We start from the raw sequence: 12,531 nt of genomic DNA, 5'->3' as shown, positions 1-12,531 counted from the left end.
GCAATGGACGACGGTCTGCGTTTCGCAATCCGTGAAGGCGGCCGTACCGTTGGCGCGGGCGTTGTTGCTAAAGTTCTCGGCTAATCGCTGATAACATTTGACGCAATGCGCAATAAAAGGGCATCATTTGATGCCCTTTTTGCACGCTTTCACACCAGAACCTGGCTCATCAGTGATTTTATTTGTCATAATCATTGCTGAGACAGGCTCTGTAGAGGGCGTATAATCCGAAAGGCGAATAAGCGTTTCGATTTGGATTGCCTCGCGATTGCGGGGTGAAAATGTTTGTAGAATACTTCTGACAGGTTGGTTTATGAGTGCGAATACCGAAGCTCAAGGGAGCGGGCGCGGCCTGGAAGCGATGAAGTGGATAGTTGTTGCCATATTGCTGATCGTCGCAATCGTCGGCAACTACCTCTATCGCGACATGATGCTGCCGCTGCGTGCGCTGGCCGTAGTAATTCTGATTGCTGCAGCGGGTGGTGTCGCGCTGTTGACGACAAAAGGTAAAGCAACCGTTGCTTTTGCCCGTGAAGCGAGAACCGAAGTCCGTAAGGTCATTTGGCCGACTCGCCAGGAAACGCTGCACACCACGCTGATCGTCGCTGCGGTTACCGCAGTTATGTCACTGATCCTGTGGGGACTGGATGGTATTCTGGTTCGCCTGGTATCCTTTATCACTGGCCTGAGGTTCTGAGATGTCTGAAGCACCTAAAAAGCGCTGGTACGTCGTTCAGGCGTTTTCCGGTTTTGAAGGCCGCGTAGCCACATCGCTGCGCGAGCATATCAAATTACACAATATGGAAGAGCTGTTTGGCGAAGTCATGGTGCCGACTGAAGAAGTCGTTGAGATCCGTGGCGGCCAGCGTCGCAAAAGCGAACGCAAATTCTTCCCGGGTTACGTTCTGGTCCAGATGGTCATGAACGACGCAAGCTGGCACCTGGTGCGCAGCGTGCCGCGTGTGATGGGCTTTATCGGCGGTACGTCAGACCGTCCGGCGCCGATCAGCGACAAAGAAGTCGATGCGATCATGAACCGCCTGCAGCAGGTTGGCGATAAGCCGCGGCCGAAAACTCTGTTTGAACCGGGTGAAATGGTTCGTGTTAACGACGGTCCGTTCGCAGACTTTAACGGCGTTGTCGAAGAAGTCGATTATGAGAAGTCTCGCCTGAAAGTGTCTGTTTCTATCTTCGGTCGTGCGACCCCGGTAGAGCTGGACTTCAGCCAGGTTGAGAAAGCGTAAGGCTGCGATCAAAAAAGCAGCGATCTAATCGTTGCATAGGGCGCGAAATTGACATACAATTTCGCGCCTTTTGTTTTTATGGGCCTTATGCCCATGAAGCGATATTTATCACGGGGAGCTTCTTTGAAGCGATACTACCCAATTCGAGGAATTTAGAATGGCTAAGAAAGTACAAGCCTACGTCAAGCTGCAGGTTGCAGCTGGTATGGCGAACCCGAGTCCGCCGGTTGGTCCAGCACTGGGTCAGCAGGGTGTGAACATCATGGAATTCTGCAAAGCGTTCAACGCAAAAACGGATTCCATCGAAAAAGGTCTGCCGATTCCGGTTGTTATTACCGTTTACGCTGACCGTTCTTTCACCTTCGTTACCAAAACGCCTCCGGCAGCTGTTCTGCTGAAAAAAGCGGCTGGTATCAAGTCTGGTTCCGGCAAGCCGAACAAAGACAAAGTAGGTAAAATTTCCCGCGCTCAGCTGCAGGAAATCGCGCAGACCAAAGCTGCCGACATGACTGGTGCCGACATTGAAGCGATGACTCGCTCCATCGAAGGTACTGCACGTTCCATGGGCCTGGTAGTGGAGGACTAAGAAATGGCTAAACTGACCAAGCGTATGCGCGTGATCCGTGAAAAAGTTGATGCGACCAAACAGTACGACATCAACGAAGCTATTGCCCTGCTGAAAGAGCTGGCCACTGCTAAATTCAACGAAAGCGTTGACGTTGCCGTTAACCTCGGCATCGATGCTCGTAAATCTGACCAGAACGTTCGTGGCGCGACTGTACTGCCGCACGGTACTGGCCGTTCTGTTCGCGTTGCCGTATTTACCCAGGGCCCGAACGCTGAAGCAGCTAAAGCTGCTGGCGCTGAGCTGGTAGGTATGGAAGATCTGGCTGACCAGATCAAGAAAGGCGAAATGAACTTCGACGTTGTTATCGCATCCCCGGATGCAATGCGCGTTGTTGGCCAGCTGGGCCAGGTTCTGGGTCCGCGCGGCCTGATGCCAAACCCGAAAGTCGGTACCGTAACGCCGAACGTTGCTGAAGCGGTTAAGAACGCTAAAGCAGGTCAGGTTCGTTACCGTAACGACAAAAACGGCATCATCCACACCACCATCGGTAAAGTGGACTTTGACGCTGACAAACTGAAAGAAAACCTGGAAGCTCTGCTGGTTGCGCTGAAAAAAGCAAAACCGAGCCAGGCGAAAGGCGTGTACATCAAGAAAGTTAGCATCTCCACCACCATGGGTGCTGGCGTTGCCGTTGATCAGGCTGGTCTGAGCGCATCTGCGAACTAAGATTAGTCTTTACGTGGGCGGTGATTTTGTCTACAATCTTACCCCCACGTATTCTGCTAGTTGCAGACGTATATCCGAGATATTCGGGTTGTGGCAAGGCGGCAACTGAGTGAGTCGTCAGGAGCATAGCTAACTATGTGACTGGTGCGAACGAAGGAAGCCAACGCTGCCACAAGCTGAATAGCGACGGATAGAAAAGATTTGTTCGTTGGAGCCTGGCCTATCCAGGCCTCCGTCGAAGACCGCAGGCGTCTCGCAAGAGGCTTAATCCCCTGCGTAGACGGTGACAGAACGCTAAGATTATTTTTTATACTCTGGCTTGTTTCTGCTCACCGTATTAAGACGCTCTTCTCGTTGAGATGAGTGAAGTGAGTTCCGGAACATGAGTTCCGGCAAACATCCAGGAGCAAAGCTAATGGCTTTAAATCTTCAAGACAAACAAGCGATTGTTGCTGAAGTCAGCGAAGTAGCCAAAGGCGCGCTGTCTGCAGTAGTTGCGGATTCCCGTGGCGTAACTGTAGATAAAATGACTGAACTGCGTAAAGCAGGTCGTGAAGCTGGCGTATACATGCGTGTTGTTCGTAACACCCTGCTGCGTCGCGTCGTTGAAGGTACTCAGTTCGAGTGCCTGAAAGACACGTTTGTTGGTCCGACCCTGATTGCATACTCTATGGAACACCCGGGCGCTGCTGCTCGTCTGTTCAAAGAGTTCGCGAAAGCGAATGCAAAATTTGAGGTCAAAGCTGCAGCCTTTGAAGGTGAGCTGATCCCGGCGTCTCAGATCGACCGCCTGGCAACTCTGCCGACCTACGAAGAAGCAATTGCACGCCTGATGGCAACCATGAAAGAAGCTTCGGCTGGCAAACTGGTTCGCACACTGGCTGCTGTACGCGATGCAAAAGAAGCTGCGTAATCGCAGTTGTCTTTATCAAGCATTTGCTTACGTATAAACTTATTCTGATATTCAGGAACAATTTAAATGTCTATCACTAAAGATCAAATCATTGAAGCAGTATCCGCTATGTCCGTAATGGACGTTGTAGAACTGATTTCTGCAATGGAAGAAAAATTCGGTGTTTCCGCTGCTGCTGCTGTCGCTGTAGCTGCTGGCCCGGCTGAAGCTGCTGAAGAAAAAACTGAATTCGACGTAATTCTGAAAGCTGCTGGCGCTAACAAAGTTGCTGTTATCAAAGCAGTACGTGGCGCAACTGGCCTGGGTCTGAAAGAAGCTAAAGACCTGGTAGAATCTGCTCCGGCCGCTCTGAAAGAAGGCGTGAGCAAAGATGACGCTGAAGCACTGAAAAAATCTCTGGAAGAAGCTGGCGCTGAAGTTGAAGTTAAATAAGCCAACCCTTCCGGTTGCAGCCTGAGAAATCAGGCTGATGGCTGGTGACTTTTTAGTCACCAGCCTTTTTGCGCTGTAAGGCGCCAGTAGCGTTTCACACTGTTTGACTACTGCTGTGCCTTTCAATGCTTGTTTCTATCGACGACTTAATATACTGCGACAGAGCGTACGTTCTGTGTAAATCGCAATGAAATGGTTTAAGCGTGATAGCAACAGGCATTGCGGAAAGTATCCATTTTCCGGTCAACAAAATAGTGTTGCATAAACTGTCCCCCGCAGGACAGATGGGTCGACTTGTCAGCGAGCTGAGGAACCCTATGGTTTACTCCTATACCGAGAAAAAACGTATTCGTAAGGATTTTGGTAAACGTCCACAAGTTCTGGATGTACCTTATCTCCTTTCTATCCAGCTTGACTCGTTTCAGAAGTTTATCGAGCAAGATCCTGAAGGGCAGTACGGCCTGGAAGCAGCCTTCCGTTCCGTGTTCCCGATTCAGAGCTACAGCGGTAATTCCGAGCTGCAGTACGTCAGCTACCGCCTTGGCGAACCGGTGTTTGACGTTCAGGAATGTCAGATCCGTGGCGTGACCTATTCCGCACCGCTGCGCGTAAAACTGCGTCTGGTGATCTACGAGCGCGAAGCGCCGGAAGGCACCGTTAAAGACATTAAAGAACAAGAAGTCTACATGGGCGAAATTCCGCTCATGACCGACAACGGTACCTTTGTTATCAACGGTACTGAGCGTGTTATTGTTTCTCAGCTGCACCGTAGTCCGGGCGTCTTCTTTGACTCCGACAAAGGTAAAACCCACTCTTCGGGTAAAGTGCTGTATAACGCGCGCATCATTCCTTACCGTGGTTCCTGGCTGGACTTCGAATTCGATCCGAAGGACAACCTGTTCGTGCGTATCGACCGTCGCCGTAAACTGCCTGCGACCATCATCCTGCGTGCGCTGAACTACACCACTGAGCAGATCCTTGACCTGTTCTTTGAGAAAGTCGTCTTCGAAATTCGCGACAACAAGCTGCAGATGGAGCTGATTCCAGAACGTCTGCGCGGCGAAACTGCGTCGTTCGATATCGAAGCTAACGGCAAAGTGTACGTTGAAAAAGGTCGTCGCATTACCGCGCGTCACATCCGTCAGCTGGAAAAAGACGATATCAAGCATATCGAAGTTCCGGTTGAGTACATCGCAGGCAAAGTCGTCTCTAAAGACTACGTTGACGAATCCACTGGCGAGCTGATCTGCGCGGCGAACATGGAGCTGAGCCTGGATCTGCTGGCTAAACTGAGCCAGTCCGGCCACAAGCGTATCGAAACGCTGTTTACCAACGATCTGGACCACGGCCCGTACATTTCTGAAACGGTACGCGTCGACCCAACTAACGATCGTCTGAGCGCGCTGGTAGAAATCTACCGCATGATGCGCCCTGGTGAGCCGCCGACTCGTGAAGCGGCTGAAAGCCTGTTCGAGAACCTGTTCTTCTCCGAAGACCGCTATGACCTGTCTGCGGTGGGTCGTATGAAGTTCAACCGTTCTCTGCTGCGCGACGAAATCGAAGGTTCCGGTATCCTGAGCAAAGACGACATCATTGATGTCATGAAGAAGCTCATCGATATCCGTAACGGTAAAGGCGAAGTGGATGATATCGACCACCTCGGCAACCGTCGTATCCGTTCCGTCGGCGAAATGGCGGAAAACCAGTTCCGCGTTGGCCTGGTGCGTGTAGAGCGTGCGGTGAAAGAGCGTCTGTCTCTGGGCGATCTGGATACCCTGATGCCTCAGGATATGATCAACGCCAAGCCGATTTCCGCGGCAGTGAAAGAGTTCTTTGGTTCCAGCCAGCTGTCTCAGTTTATGGACCAGAACAACCCGCTGTCTGAGATTACGCACAAACGTCGTATCTCCGCACTCGGCCCAGGCGGTCTGACCCGCGAACGCGCAGGCTTCGAAGTTCGAGACGTACACCCGACGCACTACGGTCGCGTATGTCCAATCGAAACGCCGGAAGGTCCGAACATCGGTCTGATCAACTCCCTGTCCGTGTACGCACAGACTAACGAATATGGCTTCCTTGAGACGCCGTACCGTCGTGTGGTTGATGGCGTGGTCACTGACGAAATTCATTACCTGTCTGCTATCGAAGAAGGCAACTACGTTATCGCTCAGGCGAACTCCAACCTGGATGACGAAGGCCACTTTGTAGAAGATCTGGTTACCTGCCGTAGCAAAGGCGAATCCAGCTTGTTCAGCCGTGACCAGGTTGACTACATGGACGTATCCACCCAGCAGGTGGTCTCCGTCGGTGCGTCCCTGATCCCGTTCCTGGAACACGATGACGCCAACCGTGCATTGATGGGTGCGAACATGCAACGTCAGGCGGTTCCGACTCTGCGTGCTGATAAGCCGCTGGTGGGTACCGGTATGGAACGTGCTGTCGCCGTCGACTCCGGTGTTACTGCAGTAGCTAAACGTGGCGGTACTGTTCAGTACGTGGATGCATCCCGTATCGTTATCAAAGTTAACGAAGACGAGATGTACCCGGGCGAAGCGGGTATCGACATCTATAACCTGACCAAATACACCCGCTCTAACCAGAACACCTGTATCAACCAGATGCCATGTGTGTCTCTGGGCGAGCCGGTTGAACGCGGCGACGTGCTGGCAGACGGTCCGTCCACCGACCTCGGTGAACTGGCGCTCGGTCAGAACATGCGCGTGGCGTTCATGCCGTGGAACGGCTACAACTTCGAAGACTCCATCCTCGTATCCGAGCGTGTTGTCCAGGAAGACCGTTTCACCACCATCCACATTCAGGAACTGGCGTGCGTGTCCCGTGACACCAAGCTAGGGCCGGAAGAGATCACCGCTGATATCCCGAACGTGGGTGAAGCTGCGCTCTCCAAACTGGATGAATCCGGTATCGTTTACATCGGCGCGGAAGTGACCGGCGGTGACATTCTGGTCGGTAAGGTGACGCCGAAAGGTGAAACCCAGCTGACGCCGGAAGAGAAACTGCTGCGTGCGATCTTCGGTGAGAAAGCGTCTGATGTTAAAGACTCTTCTCTGCGCGTACCTAACGGTGTCTCCGGTACGGTTATCGACGTTCAGGTCTTTACTCGCGATGGCGTAGAAAAAGACAAACGTGCTTTGGAAATCGAAGAGATGCAGCTCAAGCAGGCGAAAAAAGACCTGTCTGAAGAACTGCAGATCCTCGAAGCGGGCCTGTTTAGCCGTATCCGTGCGGTGCTGGTTTCCGGCGGCGTTGAAGCTGAGAAGCTCGACAAACTGCCGCGCGACCGCTGGCTGGAACTCGGTCTGACCGACGAAGAGAAACAAAATCAGCTGGAACAACTGGCTGAGCAGTATGACGAACTGAAACACGAGTTCGAGAAAAAACTTGAAGCGAAGCGCCGTAAAATCACCCAGGGCGACGATCTGGCGCCGGGCGTGCTGAAGATCGTGAAGGTCTATCTGGCCGTTAAACGCCGTATCCAGCCGGGTGATAAGATGGCAGGTCGTCACGGTAACAAGGGTGTTATCTCTAAGATCAACCCGATCGAAGACATGCCTTACGATGAAAACGGCACGCCGGTAGACATCGTACTGAACCCGCTGGGCGTACCGTCTCGTATGAACATCGGTCAGATTCTGGAAACCCACCTGGGTATGGCTGCGAAAGGTATCGGCGATAAGATCAACGCCATGCTGAAACAGCAGCAGGAAGTCGCGAAACTGCGCGAATTCATCCAGCGTGCCTACGATCTGGGCGCCGACGTTCGTCAGAAAGTCGACCTGAGCACCTTCAGCGATGATGAAGTGCTGCGTCTGGCAGAAAACCTACGTAAAGGTATGCCGATTGCCACACCAGTGTTTGACGGTGCGAAAGAAGCGGAAATCAAAGAGCTGCTGAAACTGGGCGACCTGCCGACCTCCGGTCAGATCACCCTGTTCGATGGCCGTACGGGTGAACAGTTCGAACGTCCGGTAACCGTCGGTTACATGTACATGCTGAAACTGAACCACCTGGTTGATGACAAGATGCATGCGCGTTCTACCGGTTCTTACAGCCTGGTTACTCAGCAGCCGCTGGGTGGTAAGGCGCAGTTCGGTGGTCAGCGCTTCGGGGAGATGGAAGTGTGGGCGCTGGAAGCTTACGGCGCCGCCTACACCCTGCAGGAAATGCTCACCGTTAAGTCTGATGACGTGAATGGTCGTACCAAGATGTATAAGAACATCGTGGACGGCAACCATCAGATGGAACCGGGTATGCCGGAATCCTTCAACGTTCTGTTGAAAGAGATCCGCTCGCTGGGCATCAACATCGAACTGGAAGACGAGTAATTCTCGCTCAAACAGGTCACTGGTGTCGGGGTAAAACCCGACACCAGATTGTGCTAACTCCGACGGGAGCAAATCCGTGAAAGATTTATTAAAGTTTCTGAAAGCGCAGACTAAAACCGAAGAGTTTGATGCGATCAAAATTGCTCTGGCTTCGCCAGACATGATCCGTTCATGGTCTTTCGGTGAAGTTAAAAAGCCGGAAACCATCAACTACCGTACGTTCAAACCTGAGCGTGACGGCCTTTTCTGCGCCCGTATCTTTGGGCCGGTAAAAGACTACGAGTGCCTGTGCGGTAAGTACAAGCGCCTGAAACACCGTGGTGTTATTTGTGAGAAGTGCGGCGTTGAAGTGACCCAGACCAAAGTACGCCGTGAGCGTATGGGCCACATCGAGCTGGCGTCTCCGACTGCTCACATCTGGTTCCTGAAATCGCTGCCGTCCCGTATCGGTCTGCTGCTCGATATGCCGTTGCGCGATATCGAACGCGTACTGTACTTCGAATCTTATGTGGTTATCGAAGGCGGTATGACCAACCTGGAACGTCAACAGATCCTGACTGAAGAGCAGTATCTGGACGCGCTGGAAGAGTTCGGTGACGAATTCGACGCGAAGATGGGTGCGGAAGCTATCCAGGCCCTGCTGAAGAGCATGGATCTGGAGCAAGAGTGTGAAACTCTGCGCGAAGAGCTGAACGAAACCAACTCCGAAACCAAGCGTAAGAAGCTGACCAAGCGTATCAAACTGCTGGAAGCCTTCGTACAGTCTGGCAACAAGCCAGAGTGGATGATCCTGACCGTTCTGCCGGTTCTGCCGCCAGATCTGCGTCCGCTGGTTCCGCTGGATGGTGGTCGTTTCGCCACGTCAGATCTGAACGATCTGTATCGTCGCGTCATTAACCGTAACAACCGTCTGAAGCGTCTGCTGGATCTGGCTGCGCCGGACATCATCGTACGCAACGAAAAACGTATGCTGCAGGAAGCGGTTGACGCCCTGCTGGATAACGGTCGTCGCGGTCGTGCGATCACCGGTTCTAACAAGCGTCCTCTGAAATCTTTGGCCGACATGATCAAAGGTAAACAGGGTCGTTTCCGTCAGAACCTGCTCGGTAAGCGTGTTGACTACTCCGGTCGTTCTGTTATCACCGTAGGTCCATACCTGCGTCTGCACCAGTGCGGTCTGCCGAAGAAAATGGCGCTGGAGCTGTTTAAACCGTTCATCTACGGCAAGCTGGAACTGCGTGGCCTTGCCACCACCATCAAAGCCGCGAAAAAAATGGTTGAGCGCGAAGAAGCTGTCGTTTGGGATATCCTGGACGAAGTGATCCGCGAACACCCGGTACTGCTGAACCGTGCGCCGACTCTGCACCGTCTGGGTATCCAGGCCTTTGAACCGGTTCTGATCGAAGGTAAAGCTATCCAGCTGCACCCGCTGGTTTGTGCGGCATATAACGCCGACTTCGATGGTGACCAGATGGCTGTTCACGTACCGCTGACGCTGGAAGCCCAGCTTGAAGCGCGTGCGCTGATGATGTCTACCAACAACATCCTGTCTCCGGCGAACGGCGAACCTATCATCGTTCCGTCTCAGGACGTGGTATTGGGTCTGTACTACATGACCCGTGACTGTGTTAACGCCAAAGGCGAAGGCATGGTGCTGACTGGCCCGAAAGAAGCTGAGCGTATCTATCGCGCAGGTCTGGCCTCTCTGCATGCGCGCGTTAAAGTGCGTATCACTGAATATGAAAAAGATGAAAACGGCGAATTCGTTGCGCACACCAGCCTGAAAGACACGACCGTTGGTCGCGCCATTCTGTGGATGATCGTACCGAAAGGTCTGCCTTTCTCCATCGTCAACCAGGCGCTGGGCAAGAAAGCGATCTCCAAAATGCTGAACACTTGCTACCGTATTCTGGGTCTGAAACCGACCGTTATTTTTGCGGACCAGACGATGTACACCGGCTTTGCTTATGCAGCGCGTTCAGGTGCGTCCGTTGGTATTGATGACATGGTCATCCCGGAGAAAAAACACGAGATCATCTCTGAGGCGGAAGCTGAAGTTGCCGAGATCCAGGAGCAGTTCCAGTCCGGTCTGGTAACCGCTGGCGAACGCTATAACAAAGTTATCGATATCTGGGCTGCGGCGAACGATCGTGTATCCAAAGCGATGATGGATAACCTGCAAACCGAAACCGTGATTAACCGTGACGGCCAGGAAGAGCAGCAGGTTTCCTTCAACAGCATCTACATGATGGCCGACTCCGGTGCGCGTGGTTCTGCGGCACAGATTCGTCAGCTGGCCGGTATGCGTGGTCTGATGGCGAAGCCGGATGGCTCCATCATCGAAACGCCAATCACTGCGAACTTCCGTGAAGGTCTGAACGTACTCCAGTACTTCATCTCCACCCACGGTGCTCGTAAAGGTCTGGCGGATACCGCACTGAAAACCGCGAACTCCGGTTACCTGACTCGTCGTCTGGTTGACGTCGCGCAGGATCTGGTGGTGACCGAAGATGACTGTGGTACGCACGAAGGTATCCTGATGACCCCGGTTATCGAGGGTGGCGACGTGAAAGAGCCGCTGCGTGACCGCGTTCTGGGCCGTGTGACAGCAGAAGATGTGCTGAAACCGGGTACCGCGGACATTCTGGTTCCACGCAACACGCTGCTGCACGAACAGTGGTGTGACCTGCTGGAAGCAAACTCCGTTGACGCCGTTAAAGTGCGTTCCGTTGTATCCTGCGACACCGACTTTGGTGTATGTGCGCACTGCTATGGTCGTGACCTGGCGCGTGGCCACATCATCAACAAAGGTGAAGCTATCGGCGTTATCGCGGCACAGTCCATCGGTGAACCGGGTACACAGCTGACGATGCGTACGTTCCACATCGGTGGTGCGGCATCGCGTGCGGCTGCTGAATCCAGCATCCAGGTGAAAAATAAAGGTAGCATCAAGCTCAGCAACGTGAAGTCGGTTGTGAACTCCAGCGGTAAACTGGTTATCACTTCTCGTAACACCGAACTGAAGCTGATCGACGAATTCGGTCGTACCAAAGAGAGCTATAAAGTACCTTATGGCGCTGTCATGGCGAAAGGTGATGGCGAGCAGGTTGCCGGCGGCGAAACCGTGGCAAACTGGGACCCGCACACCATGCCGGTTATCACCGAAGTGAGTGGTTTCATCCGCTTCACTGACATGATCGACGGTCAGACCATTACGCGTCAGACCGACGAACTGACCGGTTTGTCTTCGCTGGTGGTTCTGGATTCGGCTGAACGTACTACTGGTGGTAAGGATCTGCGTCCGGCGCTGAAAATCGTTGATGCTCAGGGTAATGACGTGCTGATCCCCGGTACCGATATGCCTGCGCAGTACTTCCTGCCGGGTAAAGCGATTGTACAGCTGGAAGATGGCGTACAGATCAGTTCTGGTGACACCCTGGCGCGTATTCCGCAGGAATCCGGCGGTACCAAGGATATCACCGGTGGTCTGCCGCGCGTTGCGGACCTGTTCGAAGCGCGTCGTCCGAAAGAGCCGGCAATCCTTGCTGAAATCGCAGGTATCGTTTCCTTCGGTAAAGAAACCAAAGGCAAACGTCGTCTGGTGATTACGCCGGTTGATGGTAGTGACCCGTACGAAGAGATGATTCCGAAATGGCGTCAGCTCAACGTGTTCGAAGGGGAACGTGTAGAACGTGGTGATGTGATTTCCGATGGTCCGGAAGCGCCGCACGACATTCTGCGTCTGCGTGGCGTTCATGCTGTGACGCGTTACATTGTTAACGAAGTTCAGGATGTATACCGTCTGCAGGGCGTTAAGATTAACGATAAACACATCGAAGTTATCGTTCGTCAGATGCTGCGTAAAGCGACCATCGAAAGCGCCGGTAGTTCCGACTTCCTGGAAGGCGAACAGGTTGAATACTCTCGCGTCAAGATCGCTAATCGCGAGCTGGAAGCGAACGGCAAAGTGGGGGCTACCTTCTCCCGCGATCTGCTGGGTATCACCAAAGCGTCTCTGGCAACCGAATCGTTCATCTCTGCCGCATCGTTCCAGGAGACCACGCGTGTCCTGACCGAAGCAGCCGTTGCGGGCAAACGCGACGAACTGCGCGGCCTGAAAGAGAACGTTATCGTGGGTCGTCTGATTCCGGCCGGTACCGGTTATGCGTACCACCAGGATCGTATGCGCCGTCGCGCCGCGGGCGAGCAGCCAGCAACACCGCAGGTGACTGCAGAAGATGCATCTGCCAGCCTGGCAGAACTGCTGAACGCAGGTCTGGGCGGTTCTGATAACGAGTAATC

Annotated in this window: 9 protein-coding genes; all 9 read left to right on the top strand. The window is 53.3% G+C overall.

Annotated elements, in window-relative coordinates:
- Window positions 1-84, top strand: an 84-nt coding sequence (locus NA389_RS21335; protein WP_000740160.1) for a hypothetical protein, incomplete at its 5' end; no start/stop codon positions are given.
- A 229-nt stretch (window positions 85-313) separates the two neighbouring features.
- Window positions 314-697, top strand: a complete 384-nt coding sequence (gene secE, locus NA389_RS21330; protein WP_001275691.1) for a preprotein translocase subunit SecE — start codon at window positions 314-316, stop codon at window positions 695-697.
- 1 nt (window position 698) lies between these two features.
- Window positions 699-1,244 (top strand): transcription termination/antitermination protein NusG, encoded by a 546-nt coding sequence (gene nusG / locus NA389_RS21325; protein WP_001287521.1) that lies wholly within the window; start codon window positions 699-701, stop codon window positions 1,242-1,244.
- A 157-nt stretch (window positions 1,245-1,401) separates the two neighbouring features.
- Window positions 1,402-1,830, top strand: coding sequence for a 50S ribosomal protein L11 (gene rplK, locus NA389_RS21320; RefSeq protein WP_001085926.1), 429 nt, complete (start codon window positions 1,402-1,404; stop codon window positions 1,828-1,830).
- A gap of 3 nt (window positions 1,831-1,833) precedes the next feature.
- A complete protein-coding gene (gene rplA, locus NA389_RS21315) occupies window positions 1,834-2,538 on the top strand; it encodes a 50S ribosomal protein L1 (RefSeq protein WP_001096676.1) in 705 nt (234 codons plus the stop codon).
- A gap of 415 nt (window positions 2,539-2,953) precedes the next feature.
- Entirely contained in the window at window positions 2,954-3,451 is a 498-nt protein-coding gene (rplJ, locus tag NA389_RS21310; protein WP_001207203.1) for a 50S ribosomal protein L10, read from the top strand.
- 66 nt (window positions 3,452-3,517) lie between these two features.
- The gene (rplL, locus tag NA389_RS21305; protein ID WP_000028882.1) at window positions 3,518-3,883 is read left to right on the top strand and encodes a 50S ribosomal protein L7/L12; all 366 of its coding nucleotides are present in this window, start codon (window positions 3,518-3,520) and stop codon (window positions 3,881-3,883) included.
- A gap of 317 nt (window positions 3,884-4,200) precedes the next feature.
- Window positions 4,201-8,229, top strand: a complete 4,029-nt coding sequence (gene rpoB / locus NA389_RS21300; RefSeq protein WP_000263105.1) for a DNA-directed RNA polymerase subunit beta — start codon at window positions 4,201-4,203, stop codon at window positions 8,227-8,229.
- Window positions 8,230-8,305: 76 nt separating this feature from the next.
- Window positions 8,306-12,529, top strand: coding sequence for a DNA-directed RNA polymerase subunit beta' (gene rpoC, locus NA389_RS21295; RefSeq protein ID WP_000653965.1), 4,224 nt, complete (start codon window positions 8,306-8,308; stop codon window positions 12,527-12,529).
- The last annotated feature ends 2 nt before the right edge of the window (window positions 12,530-12,531 follow it).

Origin of the sequence: Salmonella sp. NW645 (assembly GCF_051703725.1) — a bacterium.
GTDB classification, from domain to species: Bacteria; Pseudomonadota; Gammaproteobacteria; order Enterobacterales; family Enterobacteriaceae; genus Salmonella; species Salmonella enterica.
This window is presented reverse-complemented; position numbering and strand designations above follow the sequence as displayed.

What these genes read in the sequence shown, in the direction of transcription:
- secE (WP_001275691.1), top strand. Translation starts at nt 314, where the DNA reads ATGAGTGCGAATACCGAAGCTCAAGGGAGCGGGCGCGGCCTGGAAGCG.
- nusG (WP_001287521.1), top strand. Translation starts at nt 699, where the DNA reads ATGTCTGAAGCACCTAAAAAGCGCTGGTACGTCGTTCAGGCGTTTTCC.
- rplK (WP_001085926.1), top strand. Translation starts at nt 1,402, where the DNA reads ATGGCTAAGAAAGTACAAGCCTACGTCAAGCTGCAGGTTGCAGCTGGT.
- rplA (WP_001096676.1), top strand. Translation starts at nt 1,834, where the DNA reads ATGGCTAAACTGACCAAGCGTATGCGCGTGATCCGTGAAAAAGTTGAT.
- rplJ (WP_001207203.1), top strand. Translation starts at nt 2,954, where the DNA reads ATGGCTTTAAATCTTCAAGACAAACAAGCGATTGTTGCTGAAGTCAGC.
- rplL (WP_000028882.1), top strand. Translation starts at nt 3,518, where the DNA reads ATGTCTATCACTAAAGATCAAATCATTGAAGCAGTATCCGCTATGTCC.
- rpoB (WP_000263105.1), top strand. Translation starts at nt 4,201, where the DNA reads ATGGTTTACTCCTATACCGAGAAAAAACGTATTCGTAAGGATTTTGGT.